At 58.6% G+C, this 24,915-nt stretch carries 16 protein-coding genes and 1 tRNA gene; 4 read left to right on the forward strand and 13 right to left on the reverse strand.

What is annotated here, in order from left to right; all coding sequences use genetic code 11:
• Positions 1-17: 17 nt before the first annotated feature.
• From VQ071_RS25760 to VQ071_RS25820, 13 genes are all read right to left on the reverse strand, one after another.
• The gene (locus tag VQ071_RS25760; RefSeq protein ID WP_340517230.1) at positions 18-599 is read right to left on the reverse strand and encodes a TetR/AcrR family transcriptional regulator; all 582 of its coding nucleotides are present in this window, start codon (positions 597-599) and stop codon (positions 18-20) included.
• A 188-nt stretch (positions 600-787) separates the two neighbouring features.
• Entirely contained in the window at positions 788-1,852 is a 1,065-nt protein-coding gene (locus tag VQ071_RS25765; protein WP_340517232.1) for a hypothetical protein, read from the reverse strand.
• Positions 1,853-1,890: 38 nt separating this feature from the next.
• A complete protein-coding gene (locus tag VQ071_RS25770) occupies positions 1,891-9,306 on the reverse strand; it encodes an S-layer homology domain-containing protein (protein ID WP_340517233.1) in 7,416 nt (2,471 codons plus the stop codon).
• 443 nt (positions 9,307-9,749) lie between these two features.
• The gene (locus VQ071_RS25775) at positions 9,750-11,036 is read right to left on the reverse strand and encodes a hypothetical protein (RefSeq protein WP_340517235.1); all 1,287 of its coding nucleotides are present in this window, start codon (positions 11,034-11,036) and stop codon (positions 9,750-9,752) included.
• 357 nt (positions 11,037-11,393) lie between these two features.
• Positions 11,394-12,218, reverse strand: a complete 825-nt coding sequence (locus tag VQ071_RS25780; RefSeq protein ID WP_340517237.1) for an inositol monophosphatase family protein — start codon at positions 12,216-12,218, stop codon at positions 11,394-11,396.
• A gap of 15 nt (positions 12,219-12,233) precedes the next feature.
• Positions 12,234-12,677: a DMT family transporter gene (locus tag VQ071_RS25785; protein ID WP_340517239.1), complete on the reverse strand. Its 444-nt coding sequence runs from the start codon at positions 12,675-12,677 to the stop codon at positions 12,234-12,236.
• A gap of 30 nt (positions 12,678-12,707) precedes the next feature.
• Positions 12,708-13,676: a ComEC/Rec2 family competence protein gene (locus tag VQ071_RS25790; RefSeq protein ID WP_340517241.1), complete on the reverse strand. Its 969-nt coding sequence runs from the start codon at positions 13,674-13,676 to the stop codon at positions 12,708-12,710.
• Between the two features lie 22 nt (positions 13,677-13,698).
• On the reverse strand, positions 13,699-14,886 hold the full coding sequence (locus VQ071_RS25795) for an ABC transporter ATP-binding protein (protein ID WP_340517243.1): 1,188 nt from the start codon (positions 14,884-14,886) through the stop codon (positions 13,699-13,701).
• Positions 14,883-16,526: an ABC transporter permease gene (locus tag VQ071_RS25800; protein WP_340517246.1), complete on the reverse strand. Its 1,644-nt coding sequence runs from the start codon at positions 16,524-16,526 to the stop codon at positions 14,883-14,885. The genes VQ071_RS25795 and VQ071_RS25800 overlap by 4 nt, the downstream gene beginning before the upstream one ends.
• 139 nt (positions 16,527-16,665) lie before the next feature.
• A complete protein-coding gene (locus tag VQ071_RS25805; RefSeq protein ID WP_340517248.1) occupies positions 16,666-17,814 on the reverse strand; it encodes an ABC transporter substrate-binding protein in 1,149 nt (382 codons plus the stop codon).
• Between the two features lie 218 nt (positions 17,815-18,032).
• On the reverse strand, positions 18,033-18,740 hold the full coding sequence (locus VQ071_RS25810; RefSeq protein WP_340517250.1) for a GntR family transcriptional regulator: 708 nt from the start codon (positions 18,738-18,740) through the stop codon (positions 18,033-18,035).
• A gap of 167 nt (positions 18,741-18,907) precedes the next feature.
• Positions 18,908-20,242: a hypothetical protein gene (locus VQ071_RS25815; RefSeq protein ID WP_340517252.1), complete on the reverse strand. Its 1,335-nt coding sequence runs from the start codon at positions 20,240-20,242 to the stop codon at positions 18,908-18,910.
• Between the two features lie 297 nt (positions 20,243-20,539).
• Positions 20,540-20,614: transfer RNA gene (locus tag VQ071_RS25820), tRNA-Arg, on the reverse strand.
• 236 nt (positions 20,615-20,850) lie between these two features.
• Here VQ071_RS25820 and VQ071_RS25825 point away from each other — a divergent pair.
• The 4 genes from VQ071_RS25825 to VQ071_RS25840 all read left to right on the forward strand — a co-directional run bounded on the left by VQ071_RS25825 (position 20,851) and on the right by VQ071_RS25840 (position 24,867).
• On the forward strand, positions 20,851-21,702 hold the full coding sequence (locus tag VQ071_RS25825; protein WP_340517254.1) for an AraC family transcriptional regulator: 852 nt from the start codon (positions 20,851-20,853) through the stop codon (positions 21,700-21,702).
• A 98-nt stretch (positions 21,703-21,800) separates the two neighbouring features.
• On the forward strand, positions 21,801-22,787 hold the full coding sequence (locus tag VQ071_RS25830) for an N-acetylglucosamine kinase (RefSeq protein WP_340517255.1): 987 nt from the start codon (positions 21,801-21,803) through the stop codon (positions 22,785-22,787).
• A gap of 27 nt (positions 22,788-22,814) precedes the next feature.
• On the forward strand, positions 22,815-24,119 hold the full coding sequence (locus VQ071_RS25835) for a family 4 glycosyl hydrolase (protein ID WP_340517258.1): 1,305 nt from the start codon (positions 22,815-22,817) through the stop codon (positions 24,117-24,119).
• 13 nt (positions 24,120-24,132) lie between these two features.
• A complete protein-coding gene (locus tag VQ071_RS25840; RefSeq protein ID WP_340517259.1) occupies positions 24,133-24,867 on the forward strand; it encodes a 6-phosphogluconolactonase in 735 nt (244 codons plus the stop codon).
• Positions 24,868-24,915 lie beyond the last annotated feature (48 nt).

The raw sequence follows: 24,915 nt of genomic DNA on the forward strand, positions 1-24,915 counted from the left end.
TCGATTTTCCTTTCCGATTAGGATCGCAGTGCTTGCATCATGAAAGCCATAACCTCTTCTATCTGACCGTCGTCGGGGGCCGGTCGGATCGTATTGTACATCCGCATGCCGTACATGTACGTGAGCAGGCGGGTCGCGACGCGGCGTCGATCGATAGAGAGGGGGATGACGCCGCTCTGTTGGCCGACCTCGATCCAGCGTTCGCATACGCCGCGCGTATATTCGTAGACGTCGTGCATGATGACGGCGACTGCGGCGTTGTCCATCTGGCTGAGCAAGTAAATGAAAATCTTGTTCGTCACATCCTCGGGCTGCGAAGTTCTCACGAATCCCGTTGCGATCAGCTGAAGCGGATTTTCCAGACCGATCGTGGCCGGATCGTTCACCAGATTCATGAACCGCTCGTTCATTTGCTCGATTCGAGACTTGAGCACGAGTCCCAGCAGTTCGTCTTTCCCCGTCACATAGTGGTAGATCGCGCCTTTGGACAACCCCGTCTTTTTCAAAATGTCTTGCAGCGTCGTTTGTCTGCAGCCCTTCTCGTGAATCAGAGCTTCCGTCGCCTGCAGGATCGTCTGGAAGCTGGACATCTGTTCCATTTCTATCGCTCGCTTTCTCGTTCATTTTGTATGTGCATACCGACCGCCGGTCTGTTGTGAATTCATCATACAATACCGACCGTCGGTCTGTAAAGTGTTTATTTACTTTTTGGGCGAGAAAATAAAACCGCATCACTCGTACGAATCGGCGGTGGCACGGGGGGCGAGGCGAGCATCCGACACTGCGGTTAGGGTGGGCCAGCCGGTGCGATCTCCCTGAGGGTGGCTTGTCGGGAAGAAGGGAGCGGGGGCGGTGGGGACGGTAAATAAGGATGCGTGAGCGTCTTATATGCGGGAAAAGTGTGCTCGTACGGTAAATAAGGATGCGCCAGCGTCTTATGTGCGGGAGAAGTGTGCTCGAACGGTAAATAAGAATGTGCCAGCGTCTTATATGCGGGAAAATTGTGCTCGTACGGTAAATAAGGATGCGCCAGCGTCTTATATGCGGGAAAAGTGTGCTCGAACGGTAAATAAGGATGCGCCAGCGTCTTATGTGCGGGAGGAGTGTGCTCGAACGGTAAATAAGGATGCGCCAGCGTCTTATATGCGGGAGAAGCGTGTTCGAACGGTAAATAAGAATGTGCCAGCGTCTTATATGCGGGAAAAGTGTGCTCGAACGGTAAATAAGGATGCGTCAGCGTCTTATATGCGGGAGAAGTGTGTTCGTACGGTAAATAAGAATGCGCCAGCGTCTTATATGCGGGAGAAGTGTGTTCGTACGGTAAATAAGGATGCGCCAGCGTCTTATGTGCGGGAGGAGTGTGCTCGAATGGTAAATAAGGATGCGCCAGCGTCTTATGTGCGGGAGGAGTGTGCTCGAATGGTAAATAAGGATGCGCCAGCGTCTTATATGCGGGAAAAGTGTGCTCGTACGGTAAATAAGGATGCGTGAGCGTCTTATATGCGGGAAAAGTGTGCTCGTACGGTAAATAAGGATGCGCCAGCGTCTTATATGCGGGAGAAGCGTGTTCGAACGGTAAATAAGAATGTGCCAGCGTCTTATATGCGGGAAAAGTGTGCTCGTTCGGTAAATAAGGATGCGCCAGCGTCTTATATGCGGGAAAAGTGTGCTCGTACGGTAAATAAGGATGCGCCAGCGTCTTATATGCGGGAAAAGTGTGCTCGAACGGTAAATAAGGATGCGCCAGCGTCTTATGTGCGGGAGAAGTGTGCTCGTACGGTAAATAAGGATGCGCCAGCGTCTTATGTACTGAAAAAGCGCGCCCGTGCGGTAAATAAGGATGCGTCAGCATCTTATTTGCCGCAAGAGCGCGCCTGCGCGGTAAGTCGGTTAAGCTTTGTCTTCGATCAAGCCGATCCCGTCCAACAGGCGATACAGGATGACGACGGCTTCGGCGCGTGTGATATTGGCTTTGGGGGCGAGCGTAGAGGCGGTGCGCCCCTTGAGCCAGCCTGCGCCGATCGCCGACCGCAGGCCCGGAATCGCCCACGCGGCGACGGCATCGGCATCCTTGTAGCCCGACTTCCAGGCGTCGTTCGCCAATTCTTCCTCGGAGCGCCAGATCGCGGCCCGATACACGATGGTGGCCAGCTCTTCGCGGGTCATCGGATCGTTCGGGCGGAAGCGGCCCGCCGCGCCTTGAACGAGGCCGAGCAGGCTGGCCAGCTTGACGTCGGCCGCATACCAGGCGTCGTCCCTTACATCCGCGAACGCCATGCCGGCTGCGCCTGCCTGCGATTCCGGCAGCTTGCCGGAAGCCCGCAGCAGCGAGAGCAGCAGCTTCACTGCTTCCGCCCGCGTCAATTGGCGGTTCGGCTCGAACTTGCCCGGTGCGACGCCCGATACCAGGCCGCGGCTCGCCAGCACCTCCACCTCCGGACGGCTCCAGTGCTTCAGCACATCCTCGAACGTGATATCGCGGAGGAAGACGGCGTATACGCCCCATTCGGACACTTCCGTCCGAACTGTAGAAGCGCTCGTCTTGACAATGCCGCCGACGTAGATCCAGTTGTCCGGATCGGCCGGGTCCTGACGGTACAGTCCCAATTTGCGCGCATCCTGACCCTTCAGCAGCGCGGGATCGTACTTGAGCTTCAGCACGGTCGACTTGGCAGGCTTGGCGGCTTGATCCGGCGTCAGCGAGAACGCCTGACTGAGCGGGATAAAGCCCGATGCGTGCGGAAGTGGACCGTTCGGCAGCTGCCGGAGCGTCAGCTTGTGCGAATCCTTGTAAGCGCCTGCCGGGTAGGTGAGCCCCAGCGCCCCGTCGAACAGCGAGTGCTCGCCCTTGGCAGCGTCCAGGTTGATCTCCGCCACAAGCGGGTCCTTCGGATCGCCGCCGGGATTGCCGCCGGGATTGCCTCCCGGCCCCGGCTCCAAGGTCTGGCCGGCGATGACAACGCCGGTTGAGCCGTTCAGCCGCTGGTCGAACGAGCGCAGCATAATCTCATACGATTTGCCGGCGGCAAGCCCCGGCAAGCGAACCTCCTGTTCGCCTTTGGCTGCATAATACGCCTTGCTATAGTCGGCCGTACCTTTGAGCCTGTAGGATACCTCCATATGATGCAGATCCGCGTCGGCGGGGTCCTTCCAGGTCACGATCAGCTGATCGTTCTCCCACTCGGCCGAGGCGTTCGCAGGCTCTCCCGGAGGCGTCGTATCGGCCACCAGCGCCTCTACGTCCTCCGTCCGCACGGTCGCGGCGATGCCGGCCGATTCCGTGCCGTTCATGTCCACCGTGGTCAGCCGCAGCGCATACTCCGTCCCCGGACACAGTCCGGTGAGCGAGGCGCTGCTGCGGTCCAGGCCGATCTCCGCCGTCACCGGCTCGCAGCCGGCGCGGCCTTGCGGCGTGGCGGTCAGCCGATACAGCTTGGCATCCGCGTCGCTTAGCTTGCTCCATTCAGCCAGCAGTCCTTGCTGGCCGGCGATTGCCTTCAAGCCGCTCGCCGCTTCCCGGACGGGGGCATCGGCAGGCAGGACGGTCAGATCGAACGCCATCTCCGCGGTCATCCCGACATGCGCGTACGTTTGGACATGCGACAGCACGCGCAGCTTATACTTCTCCCCGGCGACCGTAGGCTCGTCGGGCACGAAGCGGTAGCTGCGGGCAACCGTCTGACCGGCTTCGTCCTGCTGCGGATCGACGGCTTCCACATGGCCGGCCACCTGCTCGCCAGCGGCATTTTCCACGATCACGCCGCCGGACACGACCGTACTTGCGACCATATACTTGCTGAACGCGAGACCGATCGGTTTGCCTGCGGCCGCTTGACCCGCTGCCGGCACCGCAGGCGCCAGCGACACCATCGCGATGTTGACGTCAAAATGAGGCGGAAGCACGGTCAGATCCTCGCTCCGGGCAGGCAGATAACCGTCCTTCGAGAACAAGACTCGCCATTTACCCTCCGGCACATCCCAGCCGTATCTGCCCAGCTCGTCGCTGATCAGCGGGTTGGCCTGGCCGTACCAGTCGGCATCCCATTGTCTCCATTCGCCCGGATGCGCCGGGTCTTCCTGCAGCAGCGTCGCCTTCACGCCTTCGATCCGGTTGCCGGTCACGGCTTCATAGACATAGCCGCTCGGGTCCCAGATCCATACCGGATCGGCCAGCTTTTTCTTAGGCTCATCTTCCTCATCTTTGGGCCGCTCGTTGCAGCGTTCGATTGCGCCGGCCGCCGCCATTTTGTCGCGCCACTCTTTATTTTCCTCGAATTCTTTCTTTAATGAATTGAGATTGTCGCCCCAACTGCTCAAGATTCCGTCGTTAAGCCCGGTCAAGGCCAGCGCGATTCCGCCCAATGTTTTTACCGGCGCATCTTCGCCAAAATCCAGATAGCTCGCAATAAGTCCAAGTCCGGTAATGGCATTTTTGACGACCAGACTCGAGGAGGCTTGATCGTACAGCAGATCAGTCATCCTGAGAAAGTAGTTGACGCTCTGCGTGTTGCATTCGTTCTGAATAACGTAATCCTGGAATTCCAGCAGTTGATCGGCGTAGTCCATAAAATCCATGGCGTCGCTGACATAAGCCTTCAGACTGTTGGCCAGTGCGTATGCCTTGTTGAAGTTTTCCGCTTTAGGAAATGCGACCGAGAACGTGATACCAAGGTAATCTGTCGATATCTGGTCCCCTGCCTGGGCCTGCAGCCCGGGCGCAAGCGCCGCGAGCTTCTGCAATTGCTGCGGAGAGAACGCCTTTCGGGAGATGCTGCCCTTCACGACAATGGCGCCTGTATTAGGGTCAAAGGTCGGAACGAATCCGCGATAAGGCACGGGATCTCCGCCAAGACGTTCGTCTTTGATGCTCATTCGGACAAGCGCTTCGGTATGGTTCTTGTCCGGGAACACGACCTTGAATGTCGGCGTATACGCCGCGCTTGGATCGGGACCCTTCATACTCGGATCGTAGACGCTGCCCTCGACCGGCCCCAGATCGGCGGCCTGGGCGGCTTGTTGGGCCTCCCACTGTTCCTTGGTCGGGTCCGCCGTTCTCGCCTGGGGTTGTACGGGCGCCGTGTCGTAGCTGACATATACGCCGGTGCCCATATTATAATCGGGAAAAACGACCGCCTGGAATTGCCCGGGCTCCGCTTCCGTCAGCTTAGCCTTCTTCTTGCCGATCGAGACGGTCGGATTGCTGATCCTGTCGGCATGCGAGATGTGCACGTTGACGAAGATCGACTGGCCGGGAACGATGACGAACGGAAAACGGGCAACACCGTCCGCCGGATTGAACACAGCCTCGCGTCCTCCATCCTGACGCATCGACATCTCGCCAATGGCGGGCGCCTCGGAATCAAGCGTGACGAGCGCCGGACGGGATTCCACATATCCGGTCTCCCCCTCGACCTTGGCGGTCAGACGGTATACAGCTTGCTTCTGCCACACCAGATCGGAAGACCTGCCGGGCAGCTCGATCCGGGCAGTCCACAGACCCCCGGCAGTTGCCTGGGCGCTGCCGACAAGCGATCGATCGGCATACACGAGCACCTGCTTGCCCGCCGGCGCCCGCCCGCTGACCGTGAACGAAGGCTGACTTGCCGTCTCCGGCGCCTCCAGCGTGATGTCGGCCGTGCGGACATAGGCCGATCCGAACGTTTCCTTGTTCGTACCGCCGCCCTGCGGCTTGCTGTAGCGGATGGACACTTGATGCAGCGTATCGTCCGCTGCTGCTTCGTCGAGCGCGACGCGATAGGACAGAGAACCTTGGGCCCCCGGCTTAAGCTGGCCGAGCTTGATCGCATACTCCCCGCCGCCCTCATCGGCCACGGCGACCTGAGACTGGTTCAGCATCACGCTGTCCGTCATCAAGGAGGCGCCGGCCGGGACGGTGACGATCAGCACGGCATCGTCGACCGCCACAGTGCCGTCAAGCCGGTAGACGGCCTGCAAGGACGCCGTACCGCCGGGCGCTGCGCGGAGATCGCTCTGCGCATAGCCGTTGCCGGGCTTCCCCGCGAACCGCAATGTCTCGGCGGTCAGCGTGATGGGAGGGAGGCGCAGCCATTGATCTTGTGCGATACTGCCTTCCGCCGCATACGTCTTCCCGCTGTCGTATATCGTGAGACGATAATATCCGGCTGTGGGCATAGACACAGTAAACCCGCCGTCGCTGCCGATGGACAAGCTGCGACTGAAACCCCATGCGGCATCTTTGTCCTCCCGATACAGGAGGGTGCCGAGGGTAGTCGTCGTGGCATTGGCGACTTTGCCCGACAGTCTCGCCGCTTCCTTCATCACAAGCGTCGCCACGGCTTCCCGGGCGTCGTTCAACGTGACCTCGGCGCAAGCGTCGCTTAATCCTGCCTCTACGCCATTGGCGCACACTTTGTAAATATCGCCCGGCGTCCCATATACGGGAATGCCGCGTTCGTCGACATCCTCCAAGCGATAGCCTTGGGCGGCGTTGACGGCACTCATCTGCAATCGGTAGTGAACGGCCGATCTCCAGTCCGTAATCGCGGCAGCCTCCATGCTGCCGTCCACATGCCGCACCTTGGCATCCAGCTTGATCCGGCCGCGGCCTTGATTGCTAAGCGGGATCTCAAGCGTTTCCGTCTTTCCTTCTTTAAGCGTCACCGGCAGATTTTTGCTCACATACAGTGGCGGCGCTTCCGTGCGTTCGCCTACCGCCGCATATTTGCCCGCAGGCGCGCGCAGCACATAATGGCCTTGCGCATCCGTCACGGCCTTGCCGACTACGCCGCCATACTCTGCCAGCAGCTTGACCGTCACGCCGGCAATCGCCTTGCCGCCGCTGACCGCGGTACCTTCCAATGTGCCAAAATCAAGGTTGATCAGCTTGATCTCCTGCTCCTGGCTTCCCGCCTTCAGCGTCACGACCTGCGGGGCCGGCGATTGATAGGGAGCGGGAGCGGATAACTGAATCTCGACCTGCTGTCCGGCGAAATAGCTGCCCGCAATCGCGAGCCGTCCGTCACCGGCTGTTTTGCCGCCGTAGAGCAGTTCCCCTCCGGCAGGGTCGCGGATGTCTACCCGCACATCCGCAACCAATCTTCCTCGCTCGTCGACCGTCGTCACGACAAGCTGCGCGACAGGCTGGACAGCGACGGACAGTTCGCTTTGCTCCCCCGCCTTCACTTCGATACCGGCGGTCTCCTTCAGCAGCCGGCCGTCTGCGTCGACGATGCGCAGTGTATAGTCGGCCGCCGCTCTGGCCGCGATCACGGTGTCCAGCGATTCGGGGAATGCCGACGATCCGCCCAGCTTGGCGGCCGGACTCCATAGACTCGCACGTGCGCCCTGCAGCAAGCTGGCATCCGCCGTGGTCAGCTTCACCTTCAGCGCGCCGGCGACCGCTATCGGCACGCCGCCGGCATCCTTGCCCGCATCGGGCTTATCCTTCGGCTGCACACGCACGGATACAATCTCGCGCGCGCCATCCGGCACCGTCCAATCCGCACGATAGGCACGCGGTTCGCCTGAGGCGGCAGCCAGCGGCACGGTGGCGGTCAGGCTGTCGTCCTGTCCCACCCTTTTGTAGACAATGTCCGCCTGCAACGACAAATTCGGCTGCGCCACCGCGCGAATGACGACAGCTCCGTTCATCGGCACGGCCCCGTTCACCTGATACGGCAGATCGATGCTTGCTTTGGTCACCATATCCTGCGGCGGCGGCGTGTCCGGGCAGGAGGCCAGGCACACATACCGGAGGTAAGCGCCTTCGGGTTCGTTCGTCTGTTCACCCTCATCCGGATCATCATAGCGGTTATAGGAGAAAACGCCTCTGGTGCCGTCACCGGCCAGACTGAGCGAGCTGTTGATCAACAGCCTGCCGACGTAGCGGTAGTCGTTCTCCTTGCGGATATCGTAACGTACGTAACCGCGCGATCGGTAAGGCTCCGCCGGGGAATAAATGTCGGCATTGTGCAGCTTGAGGTACACATAATTCCCGTCGCTCGTCAGCTTTAGAGCATCCATCGTAATATTGTAGATGGAGCCCAGATGCCAGATCTCCTCCGATTTGCTGCGGTCGTACACACCGATGTATACTTTTCGGTTGTTGTATTTGCTGATATAGCCGACTTTACTGCCGTCGAAGGACAATGAAGGCGAGTCAAACGAGGCCCCGTCTTCATCTTCGTCCACGATCTCCAGATGCTTCAAGGTTTGCATGTCATAAAGGTAAATGCGGCCGCGGTCTTCTCCCGTTTCCTCCTTCCCCGGAACGTACTCCCACGCCTCGGAGACGAATGCGACGTACTTCCCGTCCCCGCTGATCGTCGGCTGAATGCTATCGTCCTGCGCCTGCTCGCCGCTCGGGGCAAGACTGATACGGCGCAGCCGCTCGGCCTCGGGCGGTTTGAAGTCGTACAGGAACACATCCTTCACTTCGTTCGTATCTCCAGGTACCAGATCGTTGGAGGAGGAGTCGAACACCAGCTTGCTGCCGTCACTGCTCATGGCGACGGTGTCGTAGCCGGTCGGGCCCGGAAAAGCGACCAGCTGGCTGGTGCCGGTCATCGTGTCGAAGCGGTACAGTCCGTATCCATCGGAGTAATTTCCCTTCGGATAAGCGACATATCTGCCGTCGCCGCTGATCGCAAGCTTCGAACCCGCAGCCCCGAGATGGGATGCGGCGTCGTCCAGTCGGACGATGCTCCCGCCCTCCGCGGCGCGATACAGATACAGCCCGGTCTTGCCGTCGACGGAGCCGGGGAGCTGGTCGTCATGGCCGTCCGCCATAAAGACAACCGTCTGGCCGTCCGCGCTGATCGTCTCGTCGTACAAGCTGATCTCGGGGCCGGCAACGATCAGTCGTTCGCTCATGTGATTCGTCGCGGCTCCGAACAAGAAATCCGTTCTTTCGCCCGCCACGCCGTAAACATTAATTCGATAGTCTACGAATCTGGCTTCGGACAAGTTCGTGTGCAGGAAATAAAAGTCACTTGGCTCCGAAGTTGTCTTCAGTGTCTCCCACTTACCTCCAACTTTCCATTGCAGCTCATAGTGGTCGACGCCCTGGGCGGGAATCTGCTGACGCTGGTTCTGGGGATCGGGCACCGTGAGCGCATCCCAGCGCACCTCGATCTCGTCGTAGCCTATCAATTGCCAGTGATATTTGACTTCGCCTCTCGTCCAATCATATACGGCAGCGACGACGGAAGTGGCGCCAGGCGCCGGATTCGCGTCGTCGGTCGGCTGGCTGCCACCGCCTGTCGGCTCCTGCAGCTCAGCTACCTTCACCGTATGGGTGACCGGTTCGTCTGCCAAGTTTGCCATGCGCAATATTTCTGACGGATCGAACGCCGAACCTTCCGACTTCAGCTCCTCCGGAGCCGCCGACAATTGAACCAAATTTCCATTTAATAGAAGCGATAATGCAAATACAACGGACGCAAGGGTCTTCATCCTTTTCCATGCCCGTGCCATTGAGTATTCCTCCTCCTTGTCGGATACCAGTCGTATCGCAGTATTCATAAAATCATCTCATGAACGACACGACACACGTCAGGAGCGGCATACCCAAACTCCATGTGACTCGGTCATGGCTTCATGTCATAAAAGTCATAGGAGGAAGCTGCGGAAAGGGGGGCGAAATGTCGACATACCGGCAAAATAAAAAGAACCGCGCAGCAGCGCGGTTCAGAAAGGTTATGAAAATGGCGGCCCCGAGATGACTCGAACATCCGACAAAACGTTAAGGAAGCGGGCAATCATGACGTTCAACCAGAGTGCCGATCTTGCCGAACTAAATAATTCTGCGCGATCTCTATGTATTGATAAGTATCCTCCAACCGAGCTACGAATTGTTTTTTGTTGTGGAAACTTAGGAAGTAGCATTTTAATTTCATATCTGAAAAATTATGAAAATAATCGGACAGTTCACCTTGCCCTAGCATCTCGTCAAGAACGCCGGACAAATTTTTTCTTACTCCGTTGTGATCAAGAACAATGTTTAACATACATCGGTTCGCTTCAAGCTTATAGATGATTTGTAAATGCTGTTTCGTATAAGAAAATTCGGCCCCAGTAGAAGCCCAGTTTGTTAAATCGACAGGCTCCCGGCTAAAACCAGTTTCCTTATAGTAGAGGTCTGCAGATTCTTCTAACGTCTCGTTGATATTAAAGACGTCATATCTTTGTGATTCTAAAAATGAAATGCCCTTTTCTAAAATAATAGGAAGAGCAAGCTTTAATTGTGTCACCAGTTTCTTTTCTGAGTTATAAACATACGAATCTTTAAGACCAGCATTTACTTGCTTAAAGTATTCCTCGGGATGCTGGCTAGTGGGATATTTATAACCGACTTGGAAATCACGTTCTCCATAGTGAAAGGCAATAAAATAGTAAAATGCGTCATATTTTCTTTTAAAATACAAATTGTTATTTGCACCATGCTGGGCGGAGGTATCGGGATCTTCAATGAACCCACTAAGTTCTAGAGCCGATGCGCATACATTCCTGATGATATTGCTCACCCTAATCGGCTGTTTATTCGACACTAATTCTGCTTTATAACCGAGAAGCGTTTTTTCATCGGCGTGTATAAAAAAATTGAATTCAAAAAGTTCTAAGGAATCGCCCCAATCAAACGCTTGTTTTAAAACCTTGAGTACTTCAGTGTGGGCCATTGTCGGCTCAATGTGATCGATTGCTTCGGGATACAATGCATATGACTTTAAAACATCTAAGTCAATGCTCTTGGTTCGGTTTGATTGGTTTTCATCCACCTGCCAAATATATCGAGCTATTTTCTTTCCAGTTATAAACACACAAAGCTCCAATTGATAGTCTTCATAATATTTAATATCAATTGCGACTGCATCTAATGATTCGGATAAGCGCTGAGCACGTTTAGAGGATATAGTTAAACCATTTTTTAATGCAAGTGCATACCATTCTTCATTGGCTGGAAATACAAAGGCTTGGAGTTTGGACTCCAAGATCCAATTTTTAATTGAAGGGAATGTGGCGGAATGGACGAGTATTAAACCTGAACTTTGGCTCATGCTCTGTCTCCTTAATTAAAGCCCGATGCCATTAATAATCAGCATCGGGCTCTAGGGTGTTAGGATGGGTGTGGTGCCTCAGCACAAATATAGTCACACGGTTCTGGGGGGCTGAAAGAGGGCGGCCCCGAGATGACTCGAACATCCGACACCACGTTAAGGAAGCGGGCATTCATGGAACCATTTTTCTGTAATATCCAAATGATTCAAGCCTTTCCCTGACACGGTCGAATGGGAACGAAGGGAAGGGCTTCTTGTTTTTCGTATATGTATATATATACGCTGTTGTCATGCTGTTGTCACGATATCCAAAGTAAGTACTTTCAATGACGGTCATACCGTCCCTTCCGGGTGCGGTTAGCGCTCCGGTCCGACAAGCGCCAGCAAAGCGGCTTGAAGTCCCGGATTCGATGCAACCAGCCGGACATCGTGCAGCTTGTAAGGCTGGCCCTCGGCATTGGTCACGGCACCTCCGGCTTCCCGGACGAGCAGCACGCCTGCGGCGACGTCCCAAGGATATAACCCGTCGTGCCAGAACCCGGTCAGTCGTCCGCTGGCTACCCAGCACAGATCGAGGCTCGCGGCACCCTGAATCCGCACGTTCCGCGAGATGCCGACGACTCGGCCCATACGAGCCAGCGTCACGGACTCCGGACGCCAGTCCGCGGCTTGGAATCCGGTAGCCAGCACTGCGCAGCCGATGTCGTCCTGTTCGCTTGTCTGCAGGCGCTTGCCGTTCAAGCTGGCGCCTTTGCCTGCAGTCGCCTGGTATAACTCGCGGGTCAGCGGATTATAGACGACGCCGTGCAGCAATTCGCCGTTTTCCATTATTCCGATGGATATCGCGAAGTGCGGGATGCCTTGCACGAAGTTGATCGTGCCGTCGATCGGGTCCACGATCCAGCCATAGCCAGGCGGCGGCTGCCGCATCAGCGCGAACGGATCGCCTGCGCCGTCCGACTCTTCGGACAACAGCCAATGCGCCGGGTAGTCTCGCGCGATCCAGCCGCGAATCAGGCCCTCGCTTTGCAGATCGACGTCGGTCACGAGATCCGACAGGTTCAATTTTCCGCTGATGCCGTAGGCGTCGCTCATTCGTTTGACGATTTGATCGCCTGCGTCCTGCGCGTAACGAATGGCGGACGCCAGCACGGCGTCTCTGCAATCTATATTTTCGTTCATGCTTGCTCCTCTGGTTTAGTTAGATTGGCCTTTCAACAGCCAGTACACGCCTGCCGCGATCGTCGCGAGGCTCCCTAGCTTCTGCAGCGTGATCGGAGATCGCGGCAGTCCGCCGAGACCCCAATGGTCTACGATCGCAGAAGCGACGAGCTGGCCGAACACGGCGGTCACGAACACCGGCAGCGCTCCTGCCGTCCCTGTCGCTCTGGCGATGCCGAACATGATGCCGACCCCAAGGAACCCCGAGACGATCATCCACGGATCGAAGCCTGCCGCGCGCGGCGCAGACCCGCCCAGACGCAGCATCGCAAGCGAAATGGCGATCTGAAAAAGCGATACGCCGACGATCATGACGTACTGTCCTTGCGCCTTGCCGATCGAAGCGTTGATCGTTCCCTGCGCGACGGACAGCAGTCCTGTCGCGAAGGCGATCGCCACGCTGACGCCGAGCTCTCTCATCTCTTCGCTCCTCTAATTAAACGGCGTCCTTCAGCCGTCGTCATCGCCAATCCATGATTCGATCGGTCCTTCGGTCAAACGTAGTCCGGTTCCCGGCTGTATCGCCCCTGTCAAGCGAAGGATCGGGCCGGACAGCGAACAAAGCCGCTCCCAGCGCTCGCGCAGCGGGATAGCGCCTGCCGAATCGATCGGAACGACGCAGATTCTAGGATCGACCGCACGGAGCGAAGCCTCCCCGAAGGCGTCCGCCATCCCATGATGCGGTATTTTCCAGACCGCGCTCTGCAGGCCCGTCCGCGCCGCGAGCCGTCTCCAGCCTGATTCCGTCAGATCGCCGCCGAACAAAACGCCTGCAGTAGGATCCGTCTCGCTGGAGAGCCGATATACGGAGCTATCGTCGTTGGAAGCGGAGAAAAACGCTTCGCAGGCTGCGTTCATTTCGTCCGCCCGAGGCGTCCGGTCGCGTGAAGCTTCATCAGCCAGCTTTTTCAATACGTCGAGTCCGGGCAGCGGGTCGCCTTGCCATGGATACAGGTGGTCCAGAGCCACCCCCTCCGCCACCCACAGCGTCTTGCTCTCATCCGCGCCGAATTCGGATCGCCAGCGGATATCCGTTCCTTGGCCGCGCAGCAGGTCGATCAAGCGCTCATAATTCTTCAGCATGCCGACGACTCTGCCGGAGAGGGACGTCAATACTCCGGCTACAGTCTGCATGACGGCCGACAGATGCTTGGGAAGCGGATAGGGGAGCACCGCGCGCTTGACCTCACGGCTGCGCGCGATGTCGATCAGTCCGTTCAGATGATCCTCATGGATATGCGTCAGAATCATCCAATCCAACCGGTCGGCGCCACGGCGCTCCATCCAATCCAGCGGATGATCCCTCTCCGGTCCGCGCCGGCCGTCCCCTCCGTCGATCAGCGTCCATTCGCGGGAAGCGCGTCTGATCAGATGGGCGTCCCCCCAGCCGACATTCAAAAAGTTGACGATTGCGCGCATCTCGGGAAGCGCTCCTTCCTTTTTAAAATTGCGCGGTTTGAACGGCGGCGCCAGCAAGCGCCAGACGTTCCGGGCGCTTGCTGTCTGGCTGCACGCTTGTCCCTTCCCGCCGGCCGGGCAGCACATGCAATTTATCCGGATCGGCCCGCAGGCGGACGCGTCCGCTGCGCACACCGCCGTATCCGGGATCGGAGACGTCCACCGCGAATGTCATGCCGCCGCTAAGCACTTCATAGCGTACCAGCCGTCCCAAAAATCGGCTGTTCGAAATCTCTCCCGTCCACTCCGGCCCTGCCGCCCCCGCCTCGTCCTCCCCGACGATGGCGAGACACTCGGGCCGGACGACGAGCGTGACCGCGTCTCCGATCTTGCATGATGGACCCGCCGCTCCAGGAACACTGAAAAAGGCATCACCGCAGCGGACCTGCAGCTTTCCCCCGTCCGTAGCCGCCACCTCGCCGGGCACAAAGTTCGCCGTCCCGACGAAGTCCGCCACAAAAACATCGCTCGGCTTGTAGTAGACCTCCCAGGGCGTGCCTACCTGTCGTATGCAGCCCTGATCGAATACGGCGATCCTGTCGGAGAGCGACAGCGCTTCTTCCTGATCGTGCGTTACGAATACGGCGGTAATGCCGGTACGACGCTGCAGGTCTCGAAGCTCGTCTCTGACTTCCACCCGCATCTTGGCGTCGAGATTGCTGAGAGGCTCGTCCATCAGCAGCACCCGGTGGCCCGTCACGAGCGCCCGCGCGAATGCCACGCGCTGCTGCTGGCCGCCGCTAAGCTGCCGGGGCAGACGTTCGCCAAGTCCTTTCAGTCCGAACATGTCGAGCATTTCGCCGACTTTGCGGCGGATGTCGGCGCGGGAATCCTTCTGCAGCTTCAGGCCGTACGCGATATTTTCGGCAACCGTCATATGAGGAAATAACGCATATTCCTGGAAGACAAGCGGCGTACGGCGCTTGAACGGCGGGAGACCGTTCATGCGGACGCCGCCGATCGCAATGTCTCCGCTGTCCGGCTCGTCAAAGCCGGCGATCAGCCTCAGCAGCGTGGTCTTGCCGCAGCCGCTCGGTCCGAGCAGCGTCGTGAAGCTCCCTTCAGGAATGTCGAGCGAGACGTCGCGGAGCGCGGCGTACGCGCTGAACGATTTGGAGACGCCCGCGATGCGAATATGCGGCTGCGGCTGCGGCGCTACGGTCGTATTCATAGATACCTCCGATCTTGTAGGGACGGAATTAAACGGGATAAAGCCAGCACGGCGAAGGCGATGGCAATCAAAACAACGGTAAATGCGGCAGCGCCTCCCCAGACGCCGCTCTGGACGAGACTCAGTATGGATACGGTGCCGACGGACGTATGAACGGAATAAATGAAGACGATGACGCTAAGACAGGTGACCGATCGCAGGAATGATACCGCCAATCCGGACAGCATCGGTCCTCTTACCAGCGGCAGCAGCACCTTGCGGAAGGTGGCGAAGCTGCCCGCGCCCATATTGAGCGACGCTTCCTCCAGCGAAGGTCCGATCTGCTGGAAGCCTGCCAGGCAAGCGCTGTAGCAGGTCGGCAGATTCCATAGCGCCAAGGCGATAATCATGATCGCGGACGTGCCGCCAAGCTCGAACGGTGCTTTGTTGAAGGCGATCGCGAAGCCGAGCCCGAGGAATACGCCGGGGACGGCGCCAGGCAGAATGGCCAGCAAGTCGAGCAGCCGGTTGACGCCGATCCGTCTGCGTTGGACCAGATAGGCGAGCGCCAGTCCAAAGACGGATGCTGCTGCCGACGACCAGAAGGCGAAGCGGATGCTGTTGTACAGCTCCGAGCCCTTGGCCGAAACGTACTTCAGGTTGCCGAGCGTGAAGCTCCAGTCGTAACCCCACGTTTTCGTAAACGCACCGTAGAATAGCACGCCGTAAACCGCAAGAATAAACAGGGAGATCAGCAGGCAGCCCCCGAATAGACTCCATTTGACGGCGTTCGGCAGCGGATAAGGCCGCAAGCCCGAGCCTTTGCCCGTTACGGTCACATAAGAGCGGTTGCCCACCCAGCGCCGGTTGGCGAGAAACAGCAAGAGCGCCGGCGCCAGCAAGGCGGTGGACAGCATCGCGGCGGAAGCAAGGTCAAACCAGCCTGACATCTGCATATAAGCTTCGGTGGGCAGCAGCGTAAAATTGCCGGCGATGATAATCGGGTTGCCAAAGTCGGCAAGCACGTTCATCGCCGCGATTAACGCGCCGCCCGCGATGCCGGGACGACATAGCGGCAGGAAGACGTGCCTGAAAGCCTGCCAGCGCGTCGCCCCCAAATTATAGGCGGCATACTCGAGATGTACGGCCGAAGACTTCATAACGCCATATAGCACCGTATAGGCGTAAGGAAAAAAAGTAATCGTCTGTACGAGCCATAACCCATGCCAGCCGTAGATATCGACATTCATATGAAGCAGCTGCTTCGTGATCAAGCCTTGTCTGCCGAAAAGCAAAATGTAAGATAATGCCACGATAAATGGGGGAGATACGATGGGAAGCAGCGTGACGAACCTGAACAGCCCTTTGAAAGGAACATCCAGTCTGGCCAGCGTGTAGGCGAACAAAAAGGCGACGGCCGTACAAGAAACAGTGGATATCGCGGTCATGAAAAGGCTGTTCAGTCCTGCGCGAAACCAGCGCGCATTCGTCCATAGCTGCACGTAATCGGCGGCATGCGGCAGACTTACGACTTTGGCAACCGGCCACAATACGAAAAATCCGGTGAGCGTCACGGCGACAGCGATGGCGACCGCAAGCCATGGCTCGTGCCGAAGCTTTTTGATGTCCGTCCATGCGCTTCGGAGGGCGGACACAGTCATCGGGATCACCTTCTCCTTCTATTTCTCTTCTTCTTTTTCTTACGTGCTGCCGATACGCACGGAACGCCGGCCCGCCTTTTGGGCGCCATCCAGGGGCGCTGCGAGGCGACCGGCTTTCCTTGCTGCCTATAATCCCGCGTTATTTGCTGCCGATCATATCCGTGAACTTTTTGACGACGTCGGCCTTCATGGCAGACGCTTTCGTCCGGTCATAATCGACCAAATGCACGTCCGCCAGCTTGATCATGCCTTGGGGCGGTTCGACATCGTTGCGGACGGAGTAGCGGTTGGAGCTGTTCGCGTTCATTTCTTGCACAGGCTTGGTAAGCAGCCAGTCCACGAATTTCTTGGCATTCTGGGCGTTCTCTCCTCCCTTGACGATGCCGACGCCGCCGATCTCGGCCGCAGTCTGATCCGGTACGATGACTTTAATCGGATAACCCTGCTTGGCCGACTTGACGATGTCATGCGCCCAGGACATGCCGGCTGCAAACTCGCCTGTGGCGGTCAGATTAATGCCGTCCCCCGCCTTCGCCGTGTAGTGATGAACGTTTTCATTCAGCTTCTTCAGGTAATCCCAGCCCTTTTCATCTCCCAGGCGGAACAGCTGATCCGCGATGAAGATGTAGCCCCCGCCCGCGGTCGCAGGATTGGAGGTCACGAATTTGCCCTTGTAGCTTGGATCCAGCAAGTCATCCCAGGTTTTCGGTTCTTGAACGCCCTTGGATGCGAATTCTTTTTCGAAACGTTCCGTGTTCAGCACGATGCCGAGCACGCCCATGTACCAGCCCTGCCAGTAACCGTTCGGATCGCCGAACTTCGCGTCGATCTCCGCGGCATTGGGTGACGTATAGGACTCCAGCAGGCCATGATCGGCGAGCGGTTGATAAAATTCCACGGAGCCGCCGACGAGGATGTCTGCCTGAGGGGCGTCTTTTTCCGCCTGTACTCGCGTGCTTGCCTCGCCGGCGCTGCCCAGATTCAGGTATTCCAGCTCGATGCCGGTATCTTCTTTAAACTTCTTTTGCATTTGAATGATGTCGTCCTCGTTCATCGCGGAGTATACGACAAGCTTCTTGGATGCCGGCTCTGCGGCCGAAGCGCCGGCGCTGCCGGTCGCTTGCGCCGCAAGCGTTGCGGCGCCCGCCGCGGCATTTTCCGATTGGCCCGCGGATGCGTTCCCTCCGGCATTGTTGTTTTGGCCGCACGCGGCCAAAAGCGACAGCGAAGCCGTTAGTACCATTGCGGCGAACAGCCCGCTTTTTCCTCGTTTTCTCCAACTCCCCAACATAGCGATCCTCCTCATAATGTCCAAGCTGTCTGACATCTATAAAGGTACAGGACCTGTGTTACCCGAGCGTCAAGGCTTGGTTAAAGATTCATTAATTGTGAGATCAAGCGCAAAAAAAACCGCACAGGGCTTGTGCGGTTTCCTTGACTTGCTCAGAAAGCATTGGGGCAGAGGAACAACGCGGACGGCGATACGCGGCCCCGGCGGATCCTTCGTCAATCCCTGCGCACGAACAGCTTGAAGGTGCTGCTCTTAAGGTAGTCTAACGAGTAAAATACAGGCCGGTCATCCTGGTCGTAGTGGAGCTGCTTAAGCAGCAGCAGCTCGGAACCGAGAATGTCCGCCGCGACAAGATCGCGCTTGTCGGTCGTCCCCACTGCGCATATCTCTGTCATCGCGTAGGAGATGCGGATGCCCAGCTTGCTGCGGAGAAAATCGAAAATCGCGCCGCTGAAACCCTGCGCGAAATGATCGCCCGCGATATGCTGCGGAAATATATTATAGTAAAAGGCGACCTTCTGGTCGTCCGCCGTACGCGTTCGTTCGAGCACGACGACAGGACCTTCCGTCTGCAGCTTTTCTTGCCAGTCGGATTCCGCATCCTGCCCGTAAACCTTGACACCCGTCTCGCTTTCTTTATAACCTACGTTCTTGATCATCTCGCCCAGACTGCGAAGCTTGTTCAAGGGGTTGGATATAAAAGGCGAGCGCTCGTTGACATACGTGCCTACGCCGTTTTTACTAATAAGCGTGCCTTCGCGCTGAAGCATCTTGAGCGCCTCGCGCAGCGTCGGCCTGCTGACCTCGAACGCCTTGGCCAGCGCAGGCTCCGAGATGAGCTTTTCGCCGGGCTTCATCTCGCCCGACAGAATTTTCTGCTCAATCTCTTCCTTGATTCGAATATACAGCGGCTTATTGTCCATGGTCCGATTCCTCTCGCATTTGACTTGCCTGTCCCTTCAGACTATCAAAAATAGGGCTGTACTGCCAGCCTCCTCTTGCTTGCCGCCGCCTCTTCAAGGCCCCAATTAAAAAGCCGGATCCGCGGCGGACCCGGCGTTAACCGTATTTTTTTCGTGCGCCCGTTCGACTACTTTGCCTCGACCGTGGCCGTTAGCCTCGCCTGCCCGTTGCTTGTCGTTGCATTCGTCCAGGTCATGACCGTACCCGGTGCGACGACTGCCGAGACATAACCCATGTCGTCATCGCCGGATGTGCCGTCCGAGTCGTAGACATGAAGCTCGACATTCGTATTCGCAGGCTTGGCCACGTACACCGTATTATAGCTTTCCGAGAAGTGCGGACCGAACTCCGCCTCGTTGGCGCCGAAGACGATATTGTAGTTCTGGCCGATCGGGGCATCGTTTTTCTTCCAGAACCGGGCGTCGGTCTGGCCCTGTCCGTTTACGTAGGCTTTGATGTAAATATCGCTCTTGCCGCCGAAAGGATCGCGGTCTGCCAGGCTCTGCGCACTGGACAGCGTGATCTTGTGCGAATAATAAGGATTGTAGACGTAGCTGTGCGAAAAAGAGCCGAGTCCGTCCAGATGGACGTCCACCTGGTGCGCTGGATCGGACCAGTTCATGCCTTGAAGTGCGGGACCGTCGTCGCTGTCGTCCCAGCCCCATGGCGCCTTGGCGGAATTCGAGGTATAGTCGTCGCCTGCAATCGTGCCCCAGGAGGAGAAAATATTGGGATCGTTGCGCCGGTTCCACAGATCGCCCCATTCGATCAGCGCATAGCCGTAATGGTTGGCGTAGCTGCCGGACGTATTGGTCGGGAACGTGGCTTGGCCCGTATAATCGTAGACGATTCCATCTCCGCCCGGCGCAGACGAACCGTCGTAAGCCTTGACGCCGTGTCCTCCGCTGGGGCTCTGTCCGTTGGCCTGGCAAAATACCATAGGATGGCTGCCGTTAAAAAGCACGCCTCCGTCCACGTTGTCGGAACCCGATGTAATCGTAGGATCGTTGGTATAGTCATACCATTGATTGTGCGCCATCGTCTCCATTAACCGGAATTTCCCATACGTCGAGCCATCCTTTTTGATGACCAGAATCAAGCCTTCAAAATCGTTCTCGTGCGCGTCAAGCGGGCGCGTATACGCGTCGTCTCTGGCATGGAACAGGTCGTATTCGATAAAATAATCGGTTGCTGTCTCCGAAACCTTGTAGTAAACGTAGGCGTTCTGATTGAACTTGTCGAGATTGTTCCAGTTGTTGCGCGCCAGATAGTCCCCGTCATAGTTGAAGTTCGTAATGAAGTCCGCCCTCACGTTCAGGTCCGCATTGACGTCCTGATAAATTTGCGGTGCCCAGTGAGCGGCCAAATCCGCGTAATTGACGGCTGCCTGGCTGGTACCGGTACCCGCGAACAATCCGACGGCCGCGACCGGCAGGGTCAACAGACTTGCGACTTTTTTCATAAATAATCCCTCCATAAATGAAATGGCGATGCTGTCTGACATCTATATTGTAATGAGGTGTCCATTCTGCCATCAATACACGGTTCGTTAAATGTTTTGTAACGTTTTGATTAAATGCGGGAAGAACGATTAATTTATCGATAACGCGAGCAAAGAAATAACCGGATGCAGCGTGGCTGCTTCCGGTTAGCGGCTATCGACGCCTATTCGACTTGCTTGCGGTCCGTAATATCGCGGTATAGCCAGAATACAAAAAAGAACCGTGCACCCACACGATTCTAAAATGGTTGATCTTAATGGCGGCCCCGGCCAGAATCGAACTGGCATCTACCCTTTAGGAGAGGGTTACTCTATCCGTTGAGCTACGGAGCCGCAGCGAGGAATATTATAACACATAATGATTCGCAAACAAATGCTTGTGCTGCATTTGATCGCGCCGCCCTACGCCACATCGCCGCCTTACGCCGCCTCACACCCCCGCATCGGCTCACCGCTCCAGCGCCCCGCAGCGCGCTTTATTCGTTTTCCCCCCCCCACAGTGCTATCATAAAACGCAAAGCACTATCCCGGATTACCTATTCATCCGCACGCGGAAGGGGGAGATCACGATGGGCACGGTAGCACGCGACTGGCTGGATCTGGCCAAGGCATTCCCGTTCGATATCGCAGACACCGAAGGTGTCTTCCCGGACTTCAACCGGCTGCATTGGCACGACAGTCTGGAGATCAACTATGTCAAGCGCGGCGCGGGCGCTTATCTCATCAACGGCACGACCTACGCGCTCCAGGAGGGCGATATCGTCCTGCTCGGTCCGAGCGATCTCCATCGGGCATTCGACAAGGGCGGCCTGGTGCTCCAGGTGACGGTATTCGATCCGGCGCTGCTCGCGGCGGACCAGCGCTACGATCCCGAGCTGCTGGCGCCGTTCGTGGAGATGGGTCTGCGCTTCGACAATGTGCTGGACCGCACGCATCCGAAGATGCGCGAGCTGCGCGCCATCCTGCTGGACATGCAGGCCGAGCACGACGCGAAGTCCGCCTCGTACCGGACGATCATCCGGGCGCAGATGGCCCGTTTCCTCGCCTATGTGAACCGGCATTTCTCCAAGTCGGCGACGCAGGCTTCGATCGACGTCCGCAGCAAGCAGCCGCTCGTGCGCAGCGTGCTGGAGGAGATCCACCGGGACCCTGCCCGCGCCTGGACGCTGCAGGAGCTGGCCGACCTCATCCACCTCAGCCCCTCGCGCTTCAGCGCGATTTTCAAGCAGATCGTGGGACTGTCTCCCCTGAACTATTGCATCGAGATTCGGCTCGGGCAGGCCGTGCACCTGCTGGAGACGACCGACCGCAAGATCATCGATATCGCCGCCGAATGCGGATTCCGCAACCTGTCCAACTTCAACCGCGTCTTCGTCCAGCATGTCGGCCGGACGCCGAGCCAGGTGCGCGGCGCGCAATAAGATTGCATTAGTCCTCAGTCGTATTGACGGAGAGCGCGGCATCCGGGCGGTGTACGATAGGTACACGGCAAGCCAATACGACTTAGTAGGTGTCAGACATGAAGTATATGTTGGGGCTCGACCAAGGAGGCACGAAGACGATCGCCGCGCTCGCCGACCCGTCCGGACGCATATTGTCCGCAGGATACGCGGGCGGGAGCTGTCACAGCATACTCGGCATGGACCACAGCATGGATCGCGTAAAGGAAGCCGTGGCCGATGCGCTGGCCCGGGCGGGAGCCGAAGCGGGCGAGATCGCGAGCGTGCACGCCGGAATGACCGGCGCGGACTTCCCCTATGAATATTCGCTGCTGCGCAATGCGCTGCGGAGCGCGACCGGCGTCGCGGATGTGACGGTCGTCAACGATTGCATCATCGCTTACCGCGGCGGCACGTCGTCGCCTACGGGCGCGGTGCTCTGCATCGGCACCGGCACCAATGCGGCGATCCTGCGGCCGGGCGCGGAGCCGTTCGTCTACGGCTATCATGTGCGCGACGACGACTCGGGCGGCGAATCGCTCGGCAGCCTGGCGCTGCGGGCGGCGCTCGACGCGGACGTCGGCCTCGGGCCGGTGACGCAGCTCAAGCCGCTGATCCTCGCCCACTACGGGCTCGCGGACGCCGACGCACTGATGGAGCATTGGGTTCAAGGCAAGCTCGGCTCCAAGAAGCATCTGGCGCCGCTCGTGTTCGAGGCGGCGGGCGCCGGCGACGAGGCGGCCGTCCGGCTCGTCCGGGACTTCGGCCGGCGCAACGCGCGGTATGTCGAAGCGGGCCTCGCCAGATTCGGCATCCGGGCGGACGAAGCCGTCGTCATCCTGTCGGGCAGCCTGTTCAAGGCGCGGCCCGCGATCTTGACGGAGGCGGTGGCGGACAGCCTGACGGCCGCGCATCCCGGCCTTCGCGTCGCGGAGGCCGCATACGAGCCGGTCGTCGGCGCGGTGCTGATGGCGCTCGACCGCGAGACGGGGCGGCCTTACCCGATGCAAGGACAGCCGCTGGCGGCATCCGTCGCCGCGCTTGGTTTATTCCGAACGACCGAATAGCATTCAACCTCAGAGGAGAGATACGGCATGGCAGCGATCAAAATGGTATATATCGGCGGCGGCAGTACCCGCGCCGCGGGAACGGTGGCCAGCTTCATCCATCAAGGCGAGGGCGCCAACTTCAAGGGCTCGGAGGTCGTGCTCGTCGATCTGAACGAGGAGCGGCTCGAGATCGTGCGCAAGATGTCGCAGCAGATGTCCGACCGGCTCGGCGCGGACATCAAGATCACGACGACGACGGACCGCCGCGCCGCCCTGCAGGGTGCGGACGCCGTACTGACGAGCTTCCGTCCCGGCGGCTTCGAGGCCCGTTATCTCGACGAGAGCATCCCGCTGAAGCACGGCTTCATCGGGCAGGAGACCCAAGGCGCCGGCGGCTTCTTCATGGCGATGCGCTCGCTGCACGTCATCAAGGAGATCGTGCGCGACATGGAGGAGATCTGCCCGAACGCGTGGCTGTTCAACTATACGAACCCCGTCAATATCGTGTCCGAGGCGATCACGCATCACAGCCCGATCAAGGTCGTGTCGCTGTGCGAAGGTCCGATTATTTTCCCGCAGTGGATCGCCAAGACCGCAGGCCTCGACCCCGACGAGATCGATGTCACGATGATCGGCCTCAACCACAACTGCTGGTCGAACCGCCATCTGTACAAGGGGCAGGACATGATGCCGCTGCTCGCCGACGCCTATGAGCGCCTGAAGGACGATCCGTCCGTCAGCCGCCACCAGATCCGCATGCTGAAGCTCGCGGTGACGATGGGCGCCATCCCGGCGGATTACTTCCAATACTTCTACTATAAAGAAGAAGTGCTGGAGCAGCTGCAGGCGAAGCCGACGACGCGTGCGCAGGATATTATTGCTAAGGTGCCGGACTACTGGAAACATTATACCGAGCAGGCGGAGAGCGCCGATCCCGTGCTCGATCCGAACCGCAGCCGCGGCGGCATCCACGAGCTGGAGCTGGCCTTCGACGTCATGGACGCCGTCTTCAACGACCGCAAGGAAGTGTGGCACTGCAACGTGCGCAACAACGGCGCCATCGCCGACTTCCCGGCGGACCGCGTCGTCGAGGTGCCGTGCTTCGTCGACCGCAACGGCATCGCCCCGATCGCACAGGGCCATATGCCGCAGCAGGTGTCCGGCCTCGTGAAGATGCTGGGCGAATACCAGGCGCTGACGGCCGAAGCCGGCTGGAGCGGCTCCCGCATCGACGGCATCCGCGCGCTGGCGAGCCATCCGCTCGTCTACTCGATCGACCGGGCAGAGCGGCTGTACGACGAGATGGCGCATGCGCACCGGGCATATCTGCCCGAGCGCCTGCTGAAGTGAGGAGGACGCACTCATGATAAATTTAATCGTTGCGGATAATTATGAAGCGATGAGCCGCGAGGCGGCCAAGTGGCTGCAGGCCATCGTGCAGGACAAGCCCGCCGCCTCCGTCGTGCTGGCGATGGGCAATACGCCGATGGGCATGTACGGAGCGCTCACGGAGATGAGAGAGCGCGGAGAGGTCAGCTTCGAGAGCATCCGGGCGTTCCAGCTGGACGGCTACCTCGGCATCACCCGCGAGGACCCGCGCTCGCTCGAAGGCTGGCTGCGCCGCTCGGTCGCCGAGCCGTGGGGACTGCGCGAGGACCAGCTCGTGCTGCTCGACGAGAATACGTCCGACCCGGAGGCGACCGCGAGGGAATACGACGCCAAGGTGCGCGAGGCCGGCGGCTTCGACGCGACGGTGCTGGGTCTCGGCCCGAACGGACATCTGGGCTTCAACGAGCCGCCGTCCCCGGCGGATGCGCCGACCCGCGCCGTGCCGCTGACCGAGCGGAGCCTGCACAGCAACGCCGTCTACTGGGGCGGCCTCGACCGGGTGCCGCGCCACAGCCTCACGGCCGGCATGGACGTGCTGCTCGGCTCGAAGCAGGTGCTGCTGCTCGCCTCGGGCGAAGGCAAGCGCGACATCCTGCGCCGGACGCTGCGCGGCGAGATCACCGAGCTCGTGCCGTCGAGCTTCCTGCAGCGGCATGCCGATGTGACGGTCATCGCCGACAAGGCGGCCTGGCCGGGCGACGAGGCTTAAGAACGGATTCCAATCGTCACGCATATTAAGTTCGACAGGCATCCCCCA

Origin of the sequence: Cohnella sp. 56, assembly GCF_037963805.1 — a bacterium.
Classification (GTDB): Bacteria; Bacillota; Bacilli; order Paenibacillales; family Paenibacillaceae; genus Cohnella.